The 25,500-nt window shown below is 45.7% G+C and carries 22 protein-coding genes; all 22 read left to right on the plus strand.

Annotated features, from left to right (window positions below; genetic code table 11):
• Position 1: 1 nt before the first annotated feature.
• On the plus strand, positions 2–868 hold the full coding sequence (locus NKT06_RS13835; protein ID WP_253435106.1) for a carbohydrate ABC transporter permease: 867 nt from the start codon (positions 2–4) through the stop codon (positions 866–868).
• 22 nt (positions 869–890) lie between these two features.
• Positions 891–1,715: a carbohydrate ABC transporter permease gene (locus tag NKT06_RS13840; protein ID WP_237175540.1), complete on the plus strand. Its 825-nt coding sequence runs from the start codon at positions 891–893 to the stop codon at positions 1,713–1,715.
• A gap of 18 nt (positions 1,716–1,733) precedes the next feature.
• The gene (locus tag NKT06_RS13845; RefSeq protein ID WP_253435108.1) at positions 1,734–4,535 is read left to right on the plus strand and encodes an alpha-mannosidase; all 2,802 of its coding nucleotides are present in this window, start codon (positions 1,734–1,736) and stop codon (positions 4,533–4,535) included.
• 846 nt (positions 4,536–5,381) lie between these two features.
• On the plus strand, positions 5,382–6,632 hold the full coding sequence (locus NKT06_RS13850) for an MFS transporter (RefSeq protein WP_253435110.1): 1,251 nt from the start codon (positions 5,382–5,384) through the stop codon (positions 6,630–6,632).
• A gap of 541 nt (positions 6,633–7,173) precedes the next feature.
• Positions 7,174–8,178 carry a Gfo/Idh/MocA family protein gene (locus tag NKT06_RS13855; protein WP_253435113.1) on the plus strand — a complete coding sequence of 335 codons (1,005 nt, stop codon included), beginning with the start codon at positions 7,174–7,176 and terminating at the stop codon, positions 8,176–8,178.
• A 24-nt stretch (positions 8,179–8,202) separates the two neighbouring features.
• Complete coding sequence (locus tag NKT06_RS13860; protein WP_253435115.1) at positions 8,203–9,126, plus strand: helix-turn-helix domain-containing protein; 924 nt, start codon at positions 8,203–8,205, stop codon at positions 9,124–9,126.
• 12 nt (positions 9,127–9,138) lie between these two features.
• A complete protein-coding gene (locus NKT06_RS13865; RefSeq protein ID WP_253435118.1) occupies positions 9,139–10,236 on the plus strand; it encodes a Gfo/Idh/MocA family protein in 1,098 nt (365 codons plus the stop codon).
• 156 nt (positions 10,237–10,392) lie between these two features.
• The gene (locus tag NKT06_RS13870; RefSeq protein ID WP_253435120.1) at positions 10,393–11,106 is read left to right on the plus strand and encodes a glycosyltransferase family 2 protein; all 714 of its coding nucleotides are present in this window, start codon (positions 10,393–10,395) and stop codon (positions 11,104–11,106) included.
• Positions 11,107–11,283: 177 nt separating this feature from the next.
• Positions 11,284–12,036 (plus strand): FadR/GntR family transcriptional regulator, encoded by a 753-nt coding sequence (locus NKT06_RS13875; RefSeq protein ID WP_253435122.1) that lies wholly within the window; start codon positions 11,284–11,286, stop codon positions 12,034–12,036.
• Entirely contained in the window at positions 12,033–13,244 is a 1,212-nt protein-coding gene (locus NKT06_RS13880) for a M20 metallopeptidase family protein (protein WP_253435124.1), read from the plus strand. The genes NKT06_RS13875 and NKT06_RS13880 overlap by 4 nt, the downstream gene beginning before the upstream one ends.
• On the plus strand, positions 13,241–14,806 hold the full coding sequence (locus NKT06_RS13885) for an ABC transporter substrate-binding protein (protein ID WP_253435126.1): 1,566 nt from the start codon (positions 13,241–13,243) through the stop codon (positions 14,804–14,806). The genes NKT06_RS13880 and NKT06_RS13885 overlap by 4 nt, the downstream gene beginning before the upstream one ends.
• Before the next feature lie 219 nt (positions 14,807–15,025).
• Positions 15,026–15,943: an ABC transporter permease gene (locus tag NKT06_RS13890; RefSeq protein ID WP_145147472.1), complete on the plus strand. Its 918-nt coding sequence runs from the start codon at positions 15,026–15,028 to the stop codon at positions 15,941–15,943.
• A gap of 16 nt (positions 15,944–15,959) precedes the next feature.
• Positions 15,960–16,889: an ABC transporter permease gene (locus tag NKT06_RS13895; RefSeq protein WP_253435129.1), complete on the plus strand. Its 930-nt coding sequence runs from the start codon at positions 15,960–15,962 to the stop codon at positions 16,887–16,889.
• A gap of 21 nt (positions 16,890–16,910) precedes the next feature.
• Complete coding sequence (locus NKT06_RS13900; RefSeq protein ID WP_253435132.1) at positions 16,911–18,929, plus strand: alpha/beta hydrolase family protein; 2,019 nt, start codon at positions 16,911–16,913, stop codon at positions 18,927–18,929.
• The gene (locus NKT06_RS13905; RefSeq protein WP_253435137.1) at positions 18,926–19,408 is read left to right on the plus strand and encodes a hypothetical protein; all 483 of its coding nucleotides are present in this window, start codon (positions 18,926–18,928) and stop codon (positions 19,406–19,408) included. The genes NKT06_RS13900 and NKT06_RS13905 overlap by 4 nt, the downstream gene beginning before the upstream one ends.
• A gap of 164 nt (positions 19,409–19,572) precedes the next feature.
• Positions 19,573–19,935, plus strand: coding sequence for an Asp23/Gls24 family envelope stress response protein (locus NKT06_RS13910; protein ID WP_253435140.1), 363 nt, complete (start codon positions 19,573–19,575; stop codon positions 19,933–19,935).
• A 32-nt stretch (positions 19,936–19,967) separates the two neighbouring features.
• Positions 19,968–20,576 (plus strand): GNAT family N-acetyltransferase, encoded by a 609-nt coding sequence (locus NKT06_RS13915; protein ID WP_253435144.1) that lies wholly within the window; start codon positions 19,968–19,970, stop codon positions 20,574–20,576.
• 256 nt (positions 20,577–20,832) lie between these two features.
• Complete coding sequence (locus NKT06_RS13920) at positions 20,833–21,438, plus strand: pentapeptide repeat-containing protein (RefSeq protein ID WP_253435147.1); 606 nt, start codon at positions 20,833–20,835, stop codon at positions 21,436–21,438.
• A gap of 137 nt (positions 21,439–21,575) precedes the next feature.
• Entirely contained in the window at positions 21,576–21,959 is a 384-nt protein-coding gene (locus NKT06_RS13925; protein WP_253435151.1) for a hypothetical protein, read from the plus strand.
• A gap of 36 nt (positions 21,960–21,995) precedes the next feature.
• Positions 21,996–22,532 carry a GNAT family N-acetyltransferase gene (locus tag NKT06_RS13930; RefSeq protein WP_253435154.1) on the plus strand — a complete coding sequence of 179 codons (537 nt, stop codon included), beginning with the start codon at positions 21,996–21,998 and terminating at the stop codon, positions 22,530–22,532.
• A 388-nt stretch (positions 22,533–22,920) separates the two neighbouring features.
• A complete protein-coding gene (abc-f, locus tag NKT06_RS13935; protein ID WP_253435158.1) occupies positions 22,921–24,399 on the plus strand; it encodes a ribosomal protection-like ABC-F family protein in 1,479 nt (492 codons plus the stop codon).
• Positions 24,400–24,614: 215 nt separating this feature from the next.
• Positions 24,615–25,181, plus strand: a complete 567-nt coding sequence (locus NKT06_RS13940) for a TetR/AcrR family transcriptional regulator (RefSeq protein ID WP_253435162.1) — start codon at positions 24,615–24,617, stop codon at positions 25,179–25,181.
• The last annotated feature ends 319 nt before the right edge of the window (positions 25,182–25,500 follow it).

The following is a 25,500-nucleotide window of genomic DNA, read 5'->3' on the forward strand; positions in this document are numbered from 1 at the left end:
TATGAAAAGGAAAGCACCAGGCTCATTTCTGTTTCTAATGCCTTCCGTACTGTTATTACTCGTGTTTTTCATTGTTCCTATTATTCTGACGATTTTCTTTGCCTTTACAAATATGGCTCTGACCGGTGCTGCAGCCAAGAGTCTGGAGTTCGTCGGATTTCAGAATTTCATTAATATGTTCCATGATCCGGACTTCCGCATTAGTGTCTGGCGTACGCTGGTCTTTCTCATCTTCTCCGCAGTGATTGGTCAGGTATTGCTTGGATTCATTCTGGCTCTTCTAATGAAGGAGAAAAATGTGACGTTCCGCCGGGTCATTGGCATCATCGTCATTGCCGGTTGGGTGACACCTGAGATTGTTGTGGCATTCTGTATGGTGGCCTTTTTCAGTGACAATGGTTCATTGAATCAGATTCTCGGCTGGTTTGGGGCAAGTCCAATCTCCTGGTTGTTCAGTTTCCCTATGGTGAGTGTCATTATTGCGAACATCTGGCACGGTACAGCCTTCTCCATGATGGTCTATCAGTCGGCTCTGGATGATATTCCGAAGGAAGTCGAAGAAGCTGCGATTATTGACAGTGCCACCGGGTTCCAGATTGTCAGACACATTACGATTCCAATGGTAAAAGGGTCCATCGTGACCAACATGATGCTGGTCACCCTACAGACACTGGGTGTGTTCACACTAATCTATACGATGACTGGTGGTGGCCCGGGTACTTCGACACAAACCTTGCCGATCTTCATGTACAACCAGGCCTTTGTGAACTATCAGTTTGGATACGGTACAGCCATATCGCTGGTCCTGCTGTTCATCGGTATTATCGCCAGCCTGTTCTACATGCGATCCATGAAAGTGAAAGTGTAACCATGAAGGAGGTTCGATCCCTATGGTCAAACATGGGCTTCAACGCAAAATCCAGTACGGAATTCTAGTTTTTCTGGGGCTCTGTTTTTTATTGCCGCTGCTCTGGATCATTCTGGCTTCGTTTGATCCGAACGCACAGCAGGGCATCAAAATGCCCAGTGCCTGGACCATTCAAAATTTCAAGGATGTACTCGGGGATTCGAGCAATCTTCGTTCATTCGGTGTAGGTCTGATTCTGTCGGGAGGACAAGCGATATTGGTTGTGTTGGTATCGGTTCTTGCTGCCTATCCATTATCCCGATACGAGATGAGATTCAAAAAAAGTTTCCTCTTATCCATTCTGTTCATGACAGCTCTTCCGATTACGGCCGTGATGGTTCCGGTATTTCAAATGTTTCTATTCTTCAAAATGCAAAATAGCATCATTGCCACAATGCTGTTCCTAACCGCATCTTCACTTCCTTACGGCATTTGGATGATGAAAAACTTCATGGATTCGGTGCCCATTGATCTGGAAGAATCGGCATGGATTGACGGAGCGTCCGTCTGGAATGGCTTGAGACGAATCGTAGCTCCATTGATGTTGCCCGGTATTGCAACGATAGCGATATTTACCTTTTCGGGAAGTTGGGGCAATTTCTTTGTGCCATACATCCTGCTCCAGACCCCGGAGAAACTTCCGGCATCAGTCACGATCTATCAATTCTTCGGCAGCCACGGCATGGTTGAATACGGCAGATTGGCTGCATTTTCACTACTTTATACGATGCCTTCGGTTGTGCTATATATCTTCTCCCAGCGTTACATGTCCAAAGGCTTCAGCATGGGCGGGGCAACCAAAGGTTAATGACAGGAGGTACGCAACATGACAACCAAAAAGACGGCACATCTCATCTCGCATACCCATTGGGACCGGGAATGGTATATGCCTTATGAACATCATCATGTTCTTCTCATTGAGCTGATGGATAAACTGCTGGATACGCTCGATCAGGACCCGGAATATCGTTATTTCCATCTGGATGGGCAGACGATTATTCGTGAGGATTATTTGCAGGTTCGGCCTGAACAACAGGAGAGACTTGACCGCTATATTCGTGAAGGACGCATTCATTTTGGCCCATGGTATGTGTTACAGGATGAGTTTCTGACCAGCAGCGAGGCCAACTTGCGTAATCTGCTCATCGGTCATCGCGATGCTCGACCTTTGGGTGTGATATCCAAGACGGGATATTTTCCAGACTCGTTCGGAAATATGGGACAGGCACCGCAAATTCTGCAACAAGCCGACATTCATAACGCGATCTTCGGGCGCGGGGTAAAGCCTACCGGATTCAATAATGCCGTGGTTGATGCGGATAGTTACGAATCTCCCTATTCCGAGATGATCTGGCGTTCGCCGGATGGTTCGGAAGTGCTCGGCATTTTGTTCGCGAATTGGTACTGTAACGGGATGGAAGTTCCGGTTGATTCGGAGAAAGCCCGAGCCTACTGGGACAAAAATCTGGAAGATGCCGAGAAGTTCGCCTCGACCCCGCATCTGTTGTTCATGAATGGTTGTGATCACCAGCCGATCCAGACAGATCTGCCTGAGGCTTTACGTACGGCGGCTGCGTTGTATCCTGATGTGGAATTTATTCACTCCAATTTTGACGATTACATTGAGGCGGTTACGAAGGAAGTCCCTGAGCATCTGGCGACCATCGAAGGCGAACTTCGCAGTCAGCACACGGATGGTTGGGGAACACTGGTGAATACGGCATCCGCCCGGGTGTATCTGAAACAGTTGAATCAGCAGGGGCAGACGTTGCTTGAAAAAGTAGCCGAACCACTGGCAGCCATGGCCCATATAGCCGGGGTAAAAGATTATCCGCACCATCTGTTGACGCATGCATGGAAGATGCTGATGCAGAACCACCCGCATGATAGCATCTGCGGCTGCAGTGTGGATGAGGTTCACCGTGAGATGGTGACCCGCTTCGCCAAGAGCAGACAGCTTGCAGAGAAATTGGTTTCCCAGAGCGCGCAGGCGATTGCTGAGTCCATTCATGTGCAACCTGCTGAGGCTTGGGGAGAGGAAGCGGTGCTGTTCACTGTGTTCAACACGAGTGGGTGGAATCGAAATGGAATCATCGAAATGGACCTGATTGTGGACAAAGTATTTTTCCCGGAAGGTCCTAACCCTCAGGCACTTGCGCAGAAGGTGGAAAAAGATGCATTACCAGCGTATCAGCTCATCGATTCGGATGGACACGTGTATTCGGCTGAAATCAAGGATCTGGGTGCGCATTTCGGTTATGAACTTCCGAAGGATCGCTTCCGACAGCCTTATATGGCTCGTAAAGTAAGAGTTACTTTCCAGGCGGTGAATGTACCTTCGCTGGGTTATAAGACATATGCTCTCATTCCAGTTCATACGCCAACAGAGAATGCTGAGATTGCTGAAGTGCCCGATACGAGCGAACTCATTCAGGTTCAGGGAATGATGATGGAAAACGGTCATTTGCGGGTGACGGTTGAAGAGAATGGTACGGCTACAATTGAAGATAAGGTATCCGGTACTGTATACAGGGGATTGAATTCATATGAGAATACCGGTGATATCGGTAATGAATATGTCTACCGACAACCAGAGGGAGAGACAACGCTGACCACAGAGCACCTGAAGGCAGACGTGCGGATCGTGGAGCAATCTCCGTATCGTGCAGTCATGGAGAGTATACTACGCTGGGATATTCCTGCTGGAGCAGATGAACTGTTCGAGCTGGAGAAACGCCAAATGGTTCCTTTTACAGAACGGAAGGCGCAGCGGGTGAAGAACACGGTTCCGTTGGTGATTACGACAACGTATACGCTGGAAGCAGGCAGTAATATGGTCAAAGTAAAATCTGAATTTAACAATCAGGCCAAGGATCATCGGCTGCGTGCACTCTTTCCATCCGGACTGGTGACAGAGGAACATTATGCAGATTCCATCTTTGAGGTAGCCAAACGTTCGAACGCACCGGCCAAGGAATGGGTGAATCCGAGTAATGCGCAGCATCAGCAAGCGTTTGTACATGTGATGGATGGTGATCATGGCTTGATGATTGCAAACAAAGGGCTGAATGAATACGAGGTTTTACAGCATGAAGAAGGTAGTACGATTGCGGTTACGCTGCTGCGCGCCTCTTCGGAACTAGGAGATTGGGGTGTGTTTGAAACACCGGAAGCCCAGTGTCTGGGTCCTCAGAGTGTAGAATACGCGATTATTCCATTTGCAGGTGATGCTGCACAGTCAGGAGCATGTGCATCTGCATATGTGTATCCAATTCCGTGGACGACTGTACAGCTAGGGGCATTAGCACGCACGTTTGAGCGGGAAGGTCGTGCCGGAGCTGATGGGCAGAAGGTGGAGTTGCCTCTATCGAAGCAATGGTTAGCGTGGAATGCACAAAGTTCGTCACTAGCCTTCTCCACATTGAAGATCGCAGAGGAAACCGGAGATGTGATTGCTCGCTGGTATAATCTGAATTCTGAAGCTGCTGAATTGAACGTTCAGCCTGGATTCGAATGTGCCTCCGTATATGAGAGCGATGTGCTGGAACGTGTTAAGGCTGCTTTGAAGGACCATAGACAGATGGTATCCGGGTACAAAATTGTTACACAAGGGTACAAGCTTTATTGAGTGTGTAATTACAAACAGCAGAGCACTCTTTCATGATAGCGTAGTGTTGACGACCAGATTTTTCTTCATTAGAAGTCAATATTCAAGCAGCTTTATCGTATTATCAGGTTAGCCAGTAATTACTGGTTGGCCTTTTTTTTGTGGTTGGTTTACGATGGGGGGGAGCCGGGAGAACGTGGCAGCTGCCATTGGCATTGAATTGTATAACAACGAGCGTTTAAATAATCAAGAAGCCTTCGTTCAGTGGAGTACCAAACGAAGGCTTCTTGATTATTTGGAATGAAGTATTTATCTTACTGTATATTCAAACGTTTGATTCTGAATTTTAATTTCTGCTTTCAACGGTTTATCGCTTTTGGCCACTTCATTCGGGATCTCTACAAGATAGTAAATCGTTCCGGTTTTGAGCGGGTCTATATCAGTAATGTTCGTATACTAAACGTATCATAATCATACTTATTGTCGTATTTCAGACCGACCTCAGCGATTTTGTCTGCGGTAATACCTTCGTACTCAATTCATATATCTGGTAGGCCACCTCTATTCAAAAAACACCCTCCTTCCGATGATTACTTCACCCTTAGTCTATTGTACCTTCATGGGAGCAAGTGGCGTTGGAGCCATGATCCCGGTCAATGACGTTCAGTCCGTCATACTCACACCATGCCAGTCTGGCTCAAGAGGGGAGTCCCCGAGAATCTTAGGAGTTTTGGGATATATACTCTGTAAATTCAGTCTTTAGTAGGAGGTGAACAACGATAATGTCCATATAATTAAGAATTGAAAGGAGACGTCATATCATTACTTAGGATGGGCATCTTTATGACAAATTGGAGGTTGAAAAGATTGAATAGGCATGAAAAGGGCACCAATGCATCAAGCCTGTTTCGCAATCGGTTTCTGCAGACGATTTTATTATCAAGCGTGCTCCTGCAGATCGGCATCTGGGTACGTAATTTCGCTATTCTCCTGTATGTTGCGGAAAGAACAAACAATGATCCATACGCCATTTCACTAATCAGCGTAGCAGAATTCGCACCTATTTTTGTTTTTTCATTCATAGGAGGTACATTTGCCGACCGCTGGCGGCCGAAGCGAACGATGATCTGGTGCGATTTATTATCCGCGGTATCGGTATTCGTAGTACTTCTGACCATACATTACGGTTCTTGGCAATCCGTCTACCTTGTCGCATTCATCTCGGCAATTCTTTCGCAGTTCTCCCAGCCTTCAAGCATGCGATTGTTTAAGTATCATGTGGCTGAAGAACAGCTTCAGCAAGGGATGGCCCTGTTCCAATCGCTGATGGCCATCTTTATGGTGCTTGGGCCGATGCTGGGCACGTTGATATACAGCACGTTTGGTCTTGAAACATCGATCGCTGTCATGGGTGTGGTTTTTTTGCTCTCTGCACTCGTCCTTGTTCGTCTGCCAGAGGATAATATGGAAGCACAAACGGCCGCTGTGAAAGGGCAGTTCCGTAAAGAATTCATTGAAGGCTTCCGCTATGTCTGGCAAAGCCAAGTGCTGCGTATGCTCGGACTCGCGTTTATTCTCGCGGGACTCGCTGTTGGCGTCGCCCAAGCTCTCAACTTGTTTATTGTAACGGAGCGGCTGGGCAGGAGTAAGGAGTTCCTGCAATATCTGCTGATGGTGAATGGCGCAGCCATGCTGATTGGTGGCGGAATCGTAGCTGTCTTCGCGAAACGGGTTCCACCGCAGGTTCTTCTTGCGATAGGTATGATCGCAGGCGCTTTCTGCACAGCTATTGTAGGGTATTCGACGAGCGTTCCGCTCACCCTGACTGTTCAATTTCTGAATGGGCTTGTGTTCCCATGCATCCATATTGGGATTAGCACAATGATTCTGAAATGGTCACATGCTTCCATCGTCGGTCGGGTGAACGGGGTTCTGAATCCGATGTTCGTTGGCATGATGGTCATTTCCATGTCCTTCGCAGGTGCTTTAAAGGATGCTTTTTCGCTGAGTGCGATCTATGGCGGTGCAGGATTGTTATTTCTTCTTGGCGCACTGGTCATGGTGCCGATCATGAACCAAAAAGCCCCGAATAACGCACATACTGTTGTAGAGACATAATATCGAGATATCTATAAGATTTTTATGAGAAGAGCCAGCCATGAAAAAGTGGCCGGTTCTTCTTCATTCCCTGGTGGTTCATCAGGGATTAGCCATATTTTAGTAACTCATTGCATCCCGATAGCAGAGCCTATAAAAAGACGCTCATTTTCACACCTAAACTAATAAACAAAATGAGTGTAAAGAGCGCGTCGATTATAAACAACATGAGGGACAATGAGACTTGCACACTGTATTTATAGTTAGAACGAACAGCCAAGTTATTTCGGAGCAGATGACAACATTACAGCAGCTGTTTCAACACTATGCCATGGCTTATGGCGAAGAGCACTTGAAGGGATGGAGAATTGAGTTTCAATGACTATCTGCATTGTCAATCCTGAATTCAAATCAAATCCTGTTATTGCGTTTAACTTCCAACACTATAATATGTCGTGATCTTATACATTTATTGTCGTGAGTTTCTATTAAAAATACATTAAGTCTGTGATAACTTATAGATAAATGTCAGAATATTATATAGTATGGAGGTAAGCCAACAGTGACCATTCGAATTGGAAAAATTAGCTTGTGGCATGTTCACGCATGGGATTACATCAAGCAGGCACAGGAACATGAAGATACAGTCATAGCAGCCGTGTGGGATGAAGATGCCAAGCGGGGACAGGAAGCGGCAGAACGTTTAAACGTACCCTTCTATGCTTCACTCGAAGATATGCTGGCCAGAGATGACATCGATGCCGTTATTGTAGATGCGCCAACCCGCATTCATGAAGAAGTGATCACCGCTGCTGCAAAAGCAGGGAAACACATCTTCACGGAAAAGGTTATTGCAGCGACACAAGCGGAATCCAACAGAATCCTTGGTGAGGTAGAGGCAAACAAAGTCAAGATGACAGTCTCCTTACCACGTCTGAATGCAGGGTATACACTCACGATTCAGGATGTACTTAACCAGGGATTGCTTGGCAAAGTGACTTATGTTAGAGCACGTTTATCGCATGATGGAGCGATTTCGAACTGGTTACCTGAACACTTCTATGATCTGAAGGATTGTCAGGGCGGTGCACTGATTGATCTGGGCTGCCATCCCATGTATCTGGCCAAACTGTTTCTGGGTCAGGAAGTAACAGCGGTTAACGCGAACTTCGGATACATTACAGGCAAAGAAGTGGAAGATAATGCAGTTGCAACCTTGTTTACGGATTCCGGAGCAGTTGGTGTTGTTGAAGCTGGTTTTGTAAATAGCCATTCTCCGTTTACAATTGAGGTTCATGGTACGGAAGGCACCCTTCTCTACGGGACACCTGATGATAAGCTGTTGATTCGTACAAAAGCAGCACAGGGTCAGTATGAAGAATGGACTGAACTTCCTTTGGCAGACAAAAGGGAAAGCGCATTCAATCAATGGGTTGCACATATACAAAATGATACGGATGCAACGGAAAACGTGCAGATCGCTATGGAGCTGACCCGGTTGATGGAAGCTGCTAACCTCTCTGCCAGCGAAGGGCGCAGAATTGCTCTGAATGAGTTGAAGGGTTAGGTTTTATTAAGGAGGTGTGCAATCTTGAGCCTGTATCCTTATGAGAAAATGCTTGAACGGCAGGATCTCCTGGAGAGACTGGATATTGCAATGGTGTGGGGACATTATGAGATTCGCGTGATGCGATTTCATCTGACTTCTTTTCCAGCAGGCCGAGTTGTGGATTTCCATAATCATGCGGAGTTTGAGTTTCATTTTATCCCGAGAGGAAAAGGCAAAGTTATTCTTGATGATCAGACACATGCACTTTCGGAAGGTATGTTGTATTTGACTGGTCCGGGTGTCGTACATTATCAGGAGGCGGACGCCAAAGAGGATATGGATGAACTATGTCTTCATGTGGATATCGTTCATAAGCCAAGAGAGCATGTCGATCCTTGGGAAGCCGCTGAATCCGAGGAGACGATTGAAAAGCTCAGAACGCTTCCGCATACTCCGGTGAATGATTATCATCGGGCGATGCATTGTTTTTTGGAAGCCTATGAGGCATGTGATCAGAAATTGTTAGGTTATTATACGTCGATCAAGCAACTGGTCATTAGCATATTACTCAAAACCGTGCGAGCATACGACACCGGTGGGAATCGACCGGAAGCCCCTGTTCGGGACATGTCGGCGTATCGTTATGAGTATGCCGTGCAGTATATGGAGGCGAATCATCCTACAGTAGTCACGCTGGAGCATGTAGCTGAGAAACTTCATATCAGCAGCAGGCAATTGCAGAGAATCTTCTATCAAGTACAGCCTGAGATGCCTTTCAGCCGCGTACTGGAGGATATTCGTCTGCGCGCCGTGTGCCGTAATCTGGAGGAAAGTAACGTATCCATCGAACAGATCGCTCTCGCTTCAGGCTTCAATAATGCCAACTATTTGCATGCTGTATTTCGCAAACGTTTGGGGATGACCCCATCGGCTTTTCGTAAAATGAAACAACCAATACTTAAGTGAGGGTGAATATATATGAGTAAAGTATATCGTATCGGAATTATTGGCTGTGGTGGAATCGCGAATGGTAAACATCTGCCAAGTCTGAGTAAACTGGATAATGTTGAACTGGTGGCTTTCTGCGATATTGTTCAGGAACGTGCAGATGAAGCCAAGCAGAAATATGGCTCTACGGATGCTGAAGTCTACACCGATTATCAGGAATTGCTCAAAGATGAGTCTCTGGATATTGTGCATGTGCTTACGCCGAATATTTCTCATGCCGAGATTTCCATTGCTGCCCTGGAAGCGGGCAAACATGTCATGTGTGAGAAGCCGATGGCGAAGACCTCTGCCGAAGCACAGCTCATGCTTGAAGCGGCAGAGCGTACCGGCAAGAAACTGACGATAGGATACAACAACCGATTCAGAGAAGACAGTCAATACTTGAAGAAGGTGTGCGAAGCGGGTGATCTGGGGAATATCTATTTTGCCAAAGCACATGCCATTAGACGTAGAGCAGTACCAACCTGGGGTGTTTTCCTGGATGAGGAGAAACAAGGCGGCGGTCCGCTGATTGATATTGGTACACACGCACTTGATCTGACGCTATGGATGATGGATAACTACCAGCCAAAGGTTGTTCTCGGCACGACCTATCATGAGCTCTCGCAACGTGAAAATGCAGCCAACGCCTGGGGCCCGTGGGACCCGAAACAATTCTCCGTAGAAGATTCGGCCTTCGGCATGATTGTGATGGAGAATGGAGCAACGATCATGCTAGAATCCAGCTGGGCGCTCAACTCACTGGACGTGGATGAAGCCAAATGCAGCTTGAGTGGAAGTGAAGCAGGTGCGGATATGAAGAACGGACTGCGCATTAATGGCGAGAAATTCAGCCGTCTGTACACCAATGAAATTGAACTGAGTGCAGGTGGGGTAGCTTTCTATGATGGCAAGAGCGAGAGCGCACCAGATGTGGAGATGAGAAAGTGGATTGAAGCGATTGAGAACGATCAGGAGCCAGTCGTTACACCAAAACAAGCGCTGGTTGTATCTCAGATCCTGGAAGCACTCTATGAATCTGCTCGCACAGGTAAGGCTGTATACTTGAATAACGCTAGCGAAGCATAGAACAGAAGGAAATACAGAAAGCACAGATTACAGAACCCTTTGTCCCGTTATTAGGACAGAGGGTTTTTGGTGTTTTGGATACTAGCTATTGGTCCATACCAGACTCTATTTCAGCACATATGATGAGAGAAAACTGAGCTGAAAAGAGGGTATATCTTGACTAAAAACAAAATGAGTCATGGTGTTTCCATTGTTGTATGTACCAATCGGCCGCAATTTTTTGAAAACATCCTGCAAAATTACAGTCGGCAGCATTATAAAAGCAAAGAACTGATCATTGTCCTGAATCATGACAGTATGAATCTGGCGTCATTCCAGAACCGTGTTCGAAATCTTGCCAATGTTCATGTATATCAGGTTCCGGAGAGCATTTCCCTGGGACAAAGCCTGAACGCTGGCATGACAAGGGCTCGTTTTTCGTTGATTGCCAAATTTGATGATGATGACTACTATTCGCCATATTATTTGACAGAACAGGTGAGAGAACTTAGACGGACCAAAAGTGATATTGTGGGCAAACATTCGTGCCTGGTCTACTTGGGTGCGTCCAAGACACTATTGGTCAGATCCCCTGCTGAAAAAAATAAACCGGTTGAATTTGTACAAGGGGGTACTATTTTATTTAAAAGGGAGATCTTGAAAAAGGTCCGCTTCACGGACCGTTCAGTAGGGGAAGATGTAACCTTCCTGAGACAATGCAGGAAAAGAGGATTCAAAGCGTACGCGACCTCACCTTTCAATTATGTGTATCACCGGAGAAAAAACAAAAAAAGCCATACGTGGAGAGCGGATGACAACTTTTACCTGGAGGGAAGCACCAAACTTGCAGTTACGGACGATTTTAGACCCTTTGCTAATAAGAAATTATAGAGGAGAAAGAGATGCTTCTGCTCAATGCAGATGCGTCTTTTTTGTGCCCAAATGGTTCAATTGGGAGGTGGTGAGAAAAAAATATGAATTTAATTGAAAAAAAGTATTGCATATAAGTTTAGTCGGAATTATATTAATGGTATAAGGTCTAGACCATATACAGATCGGAGTGTTCAGATGTCCAGTACGTTTTCATTTCGTTTTGAGAAAGTATCCACCAAAAAGGTTAGTGAATTCATTAGAGAACAATTGGAAGAAGCCATTATTCTGAAAGAATTAATGAGTGAAGAACAGCTTCCAGCCGAGCGAGATCTGGCAGAGATTTTTAACGTAAGCCGCATTACCGTTCGTGAAGCACTCTCTTCACTGGAAGAGAAAGGCTTGATTGAGAAAAGGGTGGGTGCCAAAGGCGGAACATTTGTACTGCCTCTGACAGCCAATTCGCATAAACGGACCAGAGAAGAGATTAAGCGGGATTGGTCACAGATGCTGAAGGTGTTTGAATATCGAACGATCATCGAGCCGGAGGGAGCTTTTCTCGCTGCTGAGCGGATCACCGCAGGCGAACTGGAGCTGCTTGAGGGCTATATGGAACAAAGTATAGAGCCGGACTGTACAAGGGAATGGTTCAGGGCGCTGGATGTGAAATTTCATCTGACCATTGCCAAAGCTTCGGGAAATCCCTATTGCGAGAGAGCGGTCAGACAGATCCGGACCAAAATTAATCCGGCGCTGGATTTGATGCCCTATGATGACCGGATACGTACCGTCAACCACGGTGTACATATGGAGATTCTTGAAGCGCTGAAAGCACATGACAGGTTCAAGTCCCGAGAGACGATGAAAAGACATATCGAATTCTCGGCTGACGCGATCTATGCCCGTTTGGTTTCTGAATCGGATGAAAATGAAGGGAATGACAGCGAATGAATCGTTCAGAACTGATTAAGCTGGCTCAGCCATTACAAGACCAGTTAAGCGCCTGGCGCAGAGATCTGCATCGCCATCCTGAGATTGGCTACGAGGAGCATCGCACATCCTCTATCGTAGCTGAACATCTGGAAAGCCTGGGCCTGGAAGTTACACGTAATGTGGGACAGACCGGTGTCACAGGCCTGCTTCGCGGAGAGACAGATGGACCAACCTTTGCCTTGCGCGCAGACATGGATGCTCTGCCAATCCAGGATCAGAAAGCGGTGGAATACCGCTCGCAAGTAGATGGCAAAGCGCATCTGTGTGGACATGACGCTCACACCTCCATCCTGATGGGAGCTGCCCAATTGCTTACTGGCCTTGGAAGACCGAAATCAGGCAACATCAAATTCATTTTCCAGCCAGCGGAAGAGGGACTTGCAGGGGCAAGAGCCATGATCCAGGACGGTGTTCTGGAGAATCCCAAGGTTGATGCCATCGCAGGGTTACACATGACACCTGGACAGGACACGGGAACCTTGGGCGTAAGTCAGGGCGTTGCATTTGCTTCAGCTGATCCCTTGATTATTAAGGTGTCTGGCAAAGGTGGACATGCGGCTCGTCCGCATGAAGGCATTGACGCGATTGCGGTATCTGCTCAGGTCATCACCGCCTTGCAAAATATCGTCAGTCGGATGGTCGATCCGCTTGAACCCGCTGTAGTCACCATTGGCAAAATCACCGGAGGTTATATGGGAACAGCCATCGCCCCGGAAGTGGAGATGATCGGTACGGTTCGTACACTCTCACCTGCCATTCGTGAACGGATGCCAGCTTTGATCGAGCAGGTTGTTAAAGGGGTCTGTGATTCTTTCGGAGCAGGATGCGAAGTCGTCTACGGTGATGGATACCCTGTTGTCGTGAATGATCTCGGCATGGTTGACCTGCTGACAGAGACCTGCGACCAGGTTAATGTGCAGAAGGGATGGAACTATATCAAACCCTCTACAGGGGGAGAGGATTTCGCTTTTTATTGTGAACAGATTCCGGGTGTATTTTTCAGACTTGGATCTGGTAATGATGAGGAACGGACTCGCTATCCACTTCACCATCCTATGTTTGATCTCGATGAGACAGCGATGCCTTATGGAGTGGGCATGTTGTCTGCAGTAGCTCTTGAATTTTTGGCAAGGAATACAACTTCTGAGGGGGAGCAATCACAATGAAAAAAAGACAATGGACAGGCTTGTGGATCACATTACTGGCAATCGTCATGGTACTCAGCGCCTGCGGAGGAAAAACAACTAGCACCAATGACAATGCCGTAACAGAAGGAACGGGCAGTGGAAGCGCAAGTACAACACTGACCATTGCTGCAGCAACAGATATTGAGAGTTTCGATCCGCACAACAACAACAACACCTCCAGTGAGGCTGTCCTGGTCAATGTTTTTGATTACTTGATCAAGAATGACAGTGAACAGAAAAAAGTCGCGGGACTTGCGACGTCATGGGATCAGGTTGATGACACAACATGGAGATTCAAGCTGCGTGAAGGCGTAACCTTCCACAATGGCGATCCTTTCACTTCGGCAGATGTAAAATACACGCTGGAGCGCGTAGCCAAGGACGAGACACTGAAACAAAACAGTTATTTCAAAAATATCGTAGAAGTTAAAGCGGTGGATGACTATACCGTAGACATCATCACGGATGGCCCAGATCCGTTGCTCCTGAATCGTTTGTCCAAAATGGGAGCTGGTATTCTGCCGGCAAAATATATTGCGGATAAAGGATTTGATGCTTTCCTTAAACAACCGGTAGGCACAGGTCCTTACAAGTTCAGTAAATGGACCAAAGATGATCGTGTGGAATTGGTGAAAAACGAGAACTACTTCGACGGTGAACCAAAATGGAATGAAGTGGTATTCCGCGTTATTCCTGAAGCCTCTACACGTGTATCCGAATTACTTGCCGGTGGTGTAGATGTTGCGTCTTCCATTCCGTCCACTGATATTGCCCGGATCGAAGGTGAAGCAGACAAAAAGATTGTCAAAGCACCAATCCAACGTGTGCTTCAGTTGATCTTCCGTCAGACAGAAGGCAGCATCACGGCTGATCCGAAAGTACGTGAAGCCATTGACCTGGCCATCGACAAACAAGGAATCGTGGACAGCATTGCCGGCGGAGCAGGTATCGTAACCCGCACATCCGTAACACCAGGCAACTTCGGTGCTGATCCTTCATTGTACAAAACGTCACTCTACGATCAAGCAAAAGCAAAACAGTTGCTGCAAGAAGCTGGCTATGCAGAAGGTGAAGCCGAGATGACCATCTCCGTTTCCGCACAGTACAAAGAACAGGCTGAAGTTGTTGCAGCGATGCTGGAACAAGCCGGATTCAAAATCAACCTGGATGTCCTGGAAGCAAGTGCATTCAGTGAACGTTACAGCTCCAAATCATTCAAAGAAATCTTTATGATCGGTATTGGTAACTCCTTGTTCGATGCTTCGAATAACTACAATCGTTATATGTTGGAAGAAGCCAAAGGCGAGTCGGATTACAACAATCCTGAAGTAGAAAAACTGCTTCAATCGGCATTGGTGAACATGGACCCAGCGGCTCGTGAGAAAGAGTATCAGCAAGTACAGCAGATCTTCTCTGAAGAACGCCCAGCCGTATATCTGTACCAAATGGAAGGTGTCTACGGAACAAATGCGAAAGTGAACTTCGCGCCGCGCAGTGACGAGATGTTCTATGCTGACGAGATCACACCTGTTGCACAGTAACATCGAGCATAACAACCGGTCATTGAAAAGATAAGGCCGTGAACGGCAGGGACTGGAAAACCATGTTCCTGCCGTTCTTTTTTAAGATGATAGAATTTATACGTTTTCAGCGGAGCTGAAGGATTCGATCATCGCAAGAAAAACTTCAACTAACTGCGGTCTGTCTTCTGTGAAAGTACGTCGATAAGTGTTTTTCTTTACAAGGGAGGTGAACAAGGAATGGGCAAATACGTACTTAAGTCATTACTTCAGATCATTCCGGTGCTGTTCATTGTTTCATTAATTGTGTTCATTTTGGTTCGAGTCACTGGTGATCCGGTTGCGCTAATGTTGCCTGAAACGGCTACCGCTGAAGATCGTGCTGTTTTGACGCAGGCGCTCGGTTTGGACCAGCCTTTATATACGCAATACGTGAAATTTCTGGGAAGTGCGATCCAGGGAGACTTTGGTCAGTCTTTTCGCTACAATCAACCTGCGTTAGAGCTTGTGCTGGAGAGATTGCCTGCCAGCTTTGAACTGGCAGTAGCCGCCATGTTCTTTGCTGTACTTATGGCTGTGCCACTTGGGGTCATTTCAGCTGTCAAACGCAATACATTTACCGATCTCATCATTTCTGGAATATCCGTCATTGGTAAGGCGATGCCAAACTTCTGGATGGGGATCATGCTTATCCTCTTGTTCTCCGTCATGCTGGGCGTATTGCCGGTATCCGGTCGCGGAGGATTGTCACATCTGATCTTGCCGGCATTCACGCTCGGCGTTGGACTGGCTGCTCAGATGACCCGGCTGATTCGCTCCAGCATGCTGGAGATTCTGAATCAGGACTATATTCGAACAGCCCGCAGCAAAGGACTTGGTCGGATGGTTGTCATTGTGAAACATGCGTTTCGGAACGGATTGATTCCGGTCGTGACAATTATGAGTTTGCAGTTTACAAGTCTGATCGGGGGAACTTTGATTACGGAAACGGTATTCTCATGGCCTGGACTGGGTCAATTGTTGGTCGTTGCAGTCAACACACATGATATGGCGATTGTACAGGCTGCGGTGTTTGTCATTGCTGTCATCGTAGTGGTAACCAACATCTTGACGGATGTGGCCTACAGGCTGCTTGATCCGCGCATCAAATACGACTAGAAGGAGGTGCAATCATATGACAGGCAGCAATGAAATGCCAATTCCGGGTACAGAACAGGAACAGGACAATGGACGTGCACCAACGGGATTTCGTTATATCTGGCAACAACTGATCATCAGCAAGACCGGAATGTTTGGTGCTGTGCTTGTATTGTTGGTGGTGTTAATCGCCATAGGTGCACCTCTATTGACGAGTCATGATCCAGCGGCAGTGAATCCGCTCAATCGCCTTAAACCGCCTGCATGGCTTGAGGGTGGAACGGCCGAATACTGGCTGGGGACCGACAATCTGGGCAGAGACATGTGGAGCCGAATTGTATATGGTGCCCGGGTTTCCTTAATCGTGGGGATGGGTGCCGTGATTGTATCAGGCATCATTGGCGCCATTTTGGGGTTGGTATCCGGATTCTACGGGAAATGGCTGGATGCCATCATCATGCGTGTAGGTGATGCCTTCATGGCGATCCCAACCATTCTATTTATGCTCGTTGTGATGGCGATTGTTGGCCCGGGTATTACAACGCTGATTTTTGTCATCGGAGTGACGAACTGGGTTCCATTCACCCGTGTGGTAAGAAGTGAGGTTCTCAGTATCAAAGAGCGTGATTTTGTTCATGCGGCCAGATCGATTGGCGCGAAGAATGGAAGACTGATTCTCAAACACATTCTGCCGAATATCCTTTCATCCTTTATCGTGATCTGCGGTATGAATGTCGGCACAACGATTATTATGGAAGCTTCACTCAGCTTCCTCGGTCTGGGTATCAAACCACCTGATGTATCCTGGGGAGGGATGCTCAGTGATGGCAGACAATACGTTGCAACAAGCTGGTGGGTCGCTACATTCCCGGGACTAGCCATTACATTTACCGTACTCGGTGTTATTTTCCTTGGAGATTGGCTGCGTGATGTGCTTGATCCACGTACGGAGACAACCCAAAAATAAACGGAGAAGGGAGCCATCATTATGAATCAAAGACCAATTCTGCCGGAGGATCTGAGTCACTATCGTTGGATAAGTCAGCCTGTTGTCAGCCCGAACGGACAAGTGGCTTATGTGGAACAGACCATAGATCAGGATAAAAACGAATATAACACGCAAATTCGAGGGATTTCCCTCGATGGTGATGAAGATATTGCACTTTCGGATGGAACAAAGGATTCCTCACCTGCTTGGTCGCCGGATGGCACACAGCTCACATTCATTCGCTCAGTGGATGGGGGGAAAGGACTATGGACGCTTCATTCAGATCAAAAAGAGCCGGTTATGCTGATCTCTCCCGCACGTAAAATATTGAATTATATCTGGTCCCCGAACGGGCAGTACATTGCGTTTACCAGCAAAGTGCAACCGGAGGACCAACAGAAGAACGATGACGCCCAACAGGAGCCCGCACCTGTGCTGCGAGGCAAGGTTTTTGAGCGTACAACGCCGAAGGCGGAAGGGGTTGGCTGGTGGGATGGTCAATACAGCCATTTGTTTGTATACGAGATCGGAAGTGGGGAAATCACACAGGTGACTTCCGGGCTGTGGAATATCAGTGCTCCGGCATGGTCGCCAGATAGCCAGTACCTTTCCTTCATATCCAAGCAAGTGGAGGATGAGGAACTCGATGCGGATCTACTGTACTTTACAGATGTATATAGCATTCGATTGGGAGAGAGTGAACTCTTCAAAGTGACGGATTCCAGTCTGGCGGTGAGCCAGTTTTCGTATTCAGCGGATGGGCAGCAGCTGATCCTAATCGCCAGTGATCGTGAGTATGGGAGCGGGAGCCACAACAGCTTATACGCTGTCCCTGTTCATCGGGGGGAACCCAGGATAATTGCACCACAGTTAGATATGCAGATTGGTAACGCAGCACTGGGAGATATGAAGTCAGCAGGTGCATCACCTTCTCCTATCTCGGATGTCCATCATCCGGAACGTGGTGTATATGTACTCGGAACGCATAACGGGAATGTGGACGTGTACCGCATTCAAGAAGATGGAGCTTATCAAACGGTGACGGGCGCTGGTGAAAAGGATGTGTATCAGTATACCTTAACGCCAGATGGTACGTCGCTGGTTATCGCTGCTTTGACTGCTGAACAACCTGGAGAGTTATATCGCGTGGATATCGACAGTGGTGAGATGTTCAGGCTCACCCGGCGAAATGATGAATTCATGGCTGGTTTAGCTGTAAATGCGCCTGTGCGTGTAGAGTTTAAGTCTTCCGATGGATGGCCGATTCAAGGTTGGTTAGCTACTCCGGCAATACGTGACAACAATGGGAAGCTACCACTGATACTACAGATTCATGGTGGACCTCACGCGATGTATACGGGAACATACAGTCATGAGATGCAGACACTCGTTGCGCAAGGGTACGCTGTGCTGTGGATCAACCCTCGCGGAAGTATGGGATACGGTCAGGAGTTTGCCAGAGCTTGCCGCGGCGATTTTGCCGGAGGGGATTACCGGGATCTGATGGAAGCTGTTGATTATGCATTGGATACGTATGATTTCCTGGATGAATCACGTTTGGGCGTAGCGGGTGGCAGTTATGGCGGCGTAATGACGAACTGGATTGTAGCACATACGCACCGTTTCAAGGCAGCTGTAACCCAGCGCTGTATCTCCAACTGGTTGTCCATGTACGGAACGAGCGATATTGGAATTTCCTATGTGGAGGGAGTCATTGGAGGTAATCCGGCGGAAAACGCTGAATTCCTATGGTCTCGCTCACCTCTTGCCCATGCACACCACATCGAGACGCCGCTTCTGATCATGCACGGGGAACAGGACTATCGGACACCGATTGCGCAAGCGGAGGAATTGTATACCACGCTAAAACGATACGGCAAAAAGACCAAACTGATTCGTTATCCGGGCTCCAACCACAGTTTGCTCAAAAGCGGTAAACCTTCACTGCGGATTGATAGCTTCGAACAGGTAAATGCCTGGTTTAATCAGTATCTCAGGAATGAGGAGAGAGAGCAATGAGTCGAACTCAGCTGTCCATTCCTGTCGGGCTCCTTGTAGAGAATGTGCTGACAAGTGGGGTACCGGGAGAAGTGATAATTGAATGGTTACAACGTCGGGAATATGCACGTTTGTTGTCTCTGGTTAAGGAACCTGCGATGGATTTTGATGAAAGATTACAGACAGCAGCTGATATCGGAGACGATTGGGAAAAGGCGATACGTCAAGGTTATGAGTTCAAGTTTTTGCATATTAACGGCTTGAAGAGACTGCTTGATTTCCGATTTGACCGTAAGGTGGATCGGGATTATGTGCAAGATGAACTGTCACTGAAGCATATTCATCTGACCGTACATGAGATTAAATTGCTGCAATCGTTAATTGGCAGACAGTGGATCGTGCAAGTAGAAGAAACAGTGGCAGCAGAAGAAGGCAGAACAGAGCGCGAGTCATCCTCCCACTCCCACATTCCTGTTCGTATTCAATTGAAATTCCCATAATATGACCAACAGAAGCCACGGTGATCGTGGCTTTTTTGGTATGTACAGTTAGAAATGTGGACGACTGAATTCAAAAAGTTGAAATCGGACTCTATATGATTTATATTTGTATTAAATGATATTACTATCTATCAAAAATACAGATACAAAGAGGAGGACATGGGATGTCCATTCAAAATGTTCTTGGGAAAATTCAAATATCGGATGATGTGATCTCCAAAATTGTTGGCAAGATCGCGAATACTACCAGTGAGATTTCCTCCATGTCGACAGGATTTGTAGAAGGAATTACCAAAAAGTGGAGCGGGAAAAGTCGGCAAAATGGCATAGTTGTCCGCAACGTAGAATCCAGACTGGAGATCAACTTAAAGGTTGTCGTTTGTTATGGAACGAAAGTGCATGAAGTCTGCAGGGAATTGCAAAACAATGTGAGAGTGCATGTGGAGCAGCTGACCGGATTAACCATTGATACGGTGAACGTCATCGTTGAGGGCATATCAATGAATCAACCTGATGCCGGGTTTTAATGCGATTTCAGCTACCTAGAGGAGTGACAGCGATGAATAAGATTTCCATTAAGAAAGCCAGCCCACACTCTTTGGTCGGCGGGCAACTGAATCAGATGGCACTTGAATATATGGCCTATTCGCTTGCGGGTACCAAGGATAAAAGCATTTTAGAAAAAACATTCAACAAGTTATGGCGTTCGAAACAGAAACGATTCAGTCACCAATATGCTTATGAAGCCGAAATGGGTAGCCAAACGCTGGGCATGATCATGTGTTATCCGACTACTCTAATGAACAAACTTGCTTTGCCGACGTTCTCCAAGCTGTTTGAACTTCGGAAATGGAGCCTGATCAAGTATAATCTCCAACACTGGAAAGAGTTCTACTCCATGGTGACATTAAAAGAAGCGGAGAACGACGAGTACCACATCGGAACATTGGCTACCTTGCCTGAAAGCAGAGGACTTGGTGTAGGGACACAACTCATTCAATATGCTGAGGAGCAAGCTATAACACAAGGTCTGTCCAAATCTTCACTTACGGTTAAAAAAGAAAATGCTCGGGCTATCCAACTGTATGAACGTTTGGGTTACCAGCGAGTAGGGGAAATCAACAAACCTTCGCTGTCCCTGTATCGAATGTCCAAAATACTGGTGTAGTGCTTCTCTAATACGAATAGATGAAGCAATGGGCAGATTCATTACATACGCTCACATTGGAACTGATAAAATTGTGAGTTGGGTGAGTTGGAGGGACGCATATTGCGTTCCTTTTGTAGTTTTAAGATCATTTTTACAAAAAAAGATACTTGACTTTCAATGGTGTTTAAGCAGGTACTTGACAGGGGTGTGGTATAGTATAAAAAGTTCTTTTAAAGAAGAAAGACGGAGAAATATACAATGTGGGGTGTAACCAGTGTATCAATATAAGGATCAGGAATATGAAGAAGTACATTTTGAGGGGCGTGATCTGCGCTATGGAGAACTCGTAAGTTGTGTTTTCAAGCAATGTACATTTATGAACGCTTCTATGGAAGAAATCGAAACGAGTAACTGCCGTTTTATCGAGTGTGACTTCAAAGGTGCTTCCATGAATGGTTCAATTCATACGGAATCGGCGTTTGAAAACTGCTCATTTGGTGGTGCGAATCTATTTGCTTCCAAATTCAACTCTTGCAAGATGACAGGATCGGACTTTTCAGGTGCGCAAATGGATGGGATTACACTAAGTCACGGCGATTGGTCTTATACAAATCTGAGACATACCCGATTAGGCAAACAGGATTTGCGAGGAATTCGTTTCTTTGAAGCTGACTTTACGGATACGGATTTCACCAAAGCGGATCTGAGAGACTGTGATCTTACCCGAGTCGTATTAAGCAGAGCGAAGCTGCAAGGGGCGGATTTAAGAGGGGCTAACCTGGAAGGGATCGATCTGAAATCATTGGATATCAAAGGTGTACGTTTGGATCGTGAACAAGCCGTTCTGTTTGTGCGCTCGTATGGTGCGAAAGTAGATTGAGGTTGAACATACACATAGGAGGCCGCCCTTAAGGCGGCTTTTTTGACTTTAAAGCTTTCCGATTCAAGAAAATAGGCAGGAATAAAAGATATAAACAAGAATTAGTTAACATAAGTTTCAAATAAAAGGAGGTTATCATGACTGTCACATTAATCACTATCGTCGGTTTTATTTTCTTCGGGCTTATAACAGGCACGATCGCTACGATTATGATATTTAAACAGCTACGTAACACTAAAAAGAAACAGCACCTTCGCAAGAGCATTCTGATGGACGGAATTCCAGCAGAAGCAATCATCCACGATATTGTACAGACTTCATCCAGTATGGATGGAAGGCCGGGCGTGCGATTGGATTTAACTGTAACCCAAGTTGACGGCCGCACCTTTCCAACAATTGTAGAGACTTATATCCCGATTACACATATTCCCCATTTCCAGAAAGGAAATATGATTAACGTAAGATATGTTACGATGGGGAATGAACGAAAAGTTGAAGTAGAGGATGCCTATGCTCCTTAACGTGTACCCAATGGCTTGATTTAGGAGGATATTTTTTTGAAATTAATTAAAACATATGATGTGGATCTAAGTGAAGAATGGTCAACTCTTCTTCAAGAATTACTTGTTGCCAGTTTTCCAGAGGTGTATCCGAAAGACAGATTGTTCTTTAAGCAAATACCACAAAGTAGAGTATTGGCATTCACCCCAGATAACCAACTCGTTGGGCAAGTGGGACTGGATTACAGGGTGATGAATTTAAATGGAACACCGATCAGAGTGATGGGGATCATCGATTTGTGTGTTTCTCCGGCTATTCGCTCTCAAGGAATCGCTTCTTTGTTAATATCCGAAGTGGAAAGGTTGGCCAAAGGGCATGTTGATTTTGTCCTTTTATTTGCGGATCATGAGGGATTGTATCGCAAAAATGGATTCAAAACGGTAAGCAACACATGTAAGTGGTTGAAAATTAATCATGAAACCTTAACCACAGTTGGAGTAGGGACTCAAAAGGTGGAGGGGTTAATGATTAAAGAAGTTGGAAACCGGCCATGGGAAGAAGGAGAACTCGATTTCTTAGGATATTTATATTAATCAAGGTCGGATATAATATGAGATTTTATCTGATTTCCCGCCTTGACCCGTGTTGTTGTTCCATGTTACGTTTTTTGTATTCAAATTGTGAGCTTTCAAAGGGGTGATAAAGTGATGACAGAATTAGAGGTTGTAGATGTTTATGTGGACCTGTCAACGAAATTGAACAATGGCATGGTTCACAATATAACTAATCAGAATCCGACACTTTATCCTCCTATGCATAGATCTACTTGGCGCTGAAGGTTATATCGCCAGGTTTCTTTATCGTATAAGCGAATCTAAATTCTGATTATGTTCAAATATTAAAGTGAGGGAATCCATGCCAGGTTTGATGGTGAAATCCCGTCAGTTTACTTTTATATTTCACATAAAAAGGATGATCTGCATGTCTTTAATTAACGTTACCAACCTGACCTTTGCCTATGATGGCAGTTACGATAATATATTTGAAAATGTTAGTTTTCAGTTAGACTCCGATTGGAAATTGGGTTTTACCGGCAGGAACGGCAGAGGCAAAACGACATTCCTCAATCTGTTGCTCGGTAAATATGAATACAGCGGACATATCTCTGCGAATGTTAGCTTTGAATACTTTCCTTTCCAGGTAGAGAATAAGGGAGCTATGACCGTCGATGTCATCGGCGAGATTCATCCTGAATATCTGCACTGGCAAGTTGTGCGCGAGTTTAATCTGTTGAAGGTGTCGGAAGATGTATTGTATCGGCCTTTCGACACGTTATCCAACGGAGAACAAACAAAGGTGATGCTGGCTGCCTTGTTCCTGAAGGACAATCGGTTTCTGCTCATTGATGAACCAACCAATCATCTTGATCTTCATGCGAGACAGATCGTAGGTGATTATCTCCGCAGCAAGAGTGGATTTATTTTGGTGTCTCATGATCGATCCTTCCTGGATCAAAGTGTAGACCACATCCTTTCCATCAATAAGAGCAACATCGAGATTCAGAAAGGCAATTTCTCCGCTTGGTGGGAAAATAAAAGAAGGCAAGATCAGTTTGAACTTGCGAGTAATGAGAAATTAATAAAAGATATCAAGCGTTTATCCGATTCTGCCAAACGGACTGGTGGATGGTCGCATGAAGTTGAAAAGACCAAAAATGGTACGAGAAACTCCGGTTCCAAGGTGGATAAAGGATATATTGGGCATAAGGCTGCCAAAATGATGAAACGTTCCAAAAATATCGAACAAAGGCAGCAATCTGCGATTCAAGATAAGTCTAAACTTCTTAAGAATATCGAGAGTGCAGAACGACTGCAGATCCATCAGCTGGATTTTCACAAGAATGAACTTGTCGAATTGGAACATGTGTCGATATCGTACGGGGCCAATACGGTGTGCAAGGATGTCAGTATGACGGTTGAAAAAGGAGATCGTATTGCCCTTTACGGTAAAAATGGATCTGGCAAATCCAGCATTCTTAAACTGATCTGTGGTGAAGATATTGCTTACACAGGCCTTTTCCGAAAGGATTACCAGCTTAAAATCTCGTATGTGTCGCAGGACACGTCCGATCTCGGAGGGCAATTATCTGAGTATGCGGCGATACAGGGGATTGATGAGAGCCTGTTTAAATCGATACTTCGGAAGTTGGATTTTTCCAGACTGCAATTGGAGAAAGATATCTCAACGTTTAGTGCAGGTCAAAAAAAGAAAGTGCTCATTGCCAAAAGTCTTAGTGAGAGAGCTCATCTGCATATTTGGGATGAACCACTCAATTATGTAGATGTCATTTCACGTATGCAGATTGAAGACTTGCTGCTGGAATACTCACCAACCCTGCTTTTTGTAGAGCATGATCGTGAATTTTGTACCAATATTGCAACAAGAATCATTGAACTATGAGTAGTAACAAAGAACAATTCCTTGTTAAGAGCCGCCTTATGGCGGCTCTTAAACTTTACATAATCTCATATCTCATCAACCATATAAAAGTTGTTTGCTGCACACACACACATTGGTATGGTGAGGAAGTATGCTATAATTTTATAGTCTAATCCAATCATATGATGGATGAACAGATCAATTGTTGAACAATACTCACCAAGAGGTGTAATACAATGAGAAAAGAAATGACTACAATCAAACAAACCAGGCTCAATTCCATTTTGGACGAGGCCACTAAATTATTGATTGAAAAACCGAATGCTTCCATGAATGAAATTGCAGAATCAGCAAAAATCGGAATCGCTACGTTACATCGATATGTGGAGAGCCGTGAACAGCTCATGGTTCATCTGGGATTACGCGCAATCGAGGTGGTCAGTGAGACCATGCAACAAATTCAACTGGATGAAGAGCACTGTGAAAAGTACATACCTGAGCTGATTGAGGCGCTGATTCCATTAGGCGACAAAATATATTTTCTGGCTCATGACACCACCATTAACTATAATCCAGAGATTGAGGGAGCAGATCTGAAACTGAGAGAACCGGTACTGCATGCGGTCGGTCTGTTACAACAGAAAGGTTATTTCCGCTCCGATCTTGATAAAACCTGGATTGTCGATGTGCTGTATTCCATCATGTTCCTGACGTGGCAGCAGGTTGTAAGTGGTCATATCGCGAGAAAAGCAGCCCCTGCGCTTGTAGTAGACACGTTTTATCATGGGTTTAAGCAGCACTAGGTCAGCGCCAATAAAAGCAAAAACATCAGATTTTAATAGCGAAAACACCCCCAAAAAGTCAATCGTATCGTTAGATACGCAGACTATTTGAGGGTGTTTTTTTGTGTTCGCACCAGCGTTTCTCAATGCACAAGCATCATGGACTTGATTTTTACTAATATTCAAATATTAACAGGGTTCAGAATTTAAGATTTCAAGTTTACAAAAAATGATATAAATTTCTAGTAGATTCAAATCATTACCAAATAAAGACAAAATATTCAAGCGAGGAGGTCGGGCAGAACTACCTGCAATTATGCAGTTCAACATCAGTTCAAGT

It is taken from the genome of Paenibacillus sp. 1781tsa1 (assembly GCF_024159265.1).
Lineage (GTDB): Bacteria > Bacillota > Bacilli > Paenibacillales > Paenibacillaceae > Paenibacillus.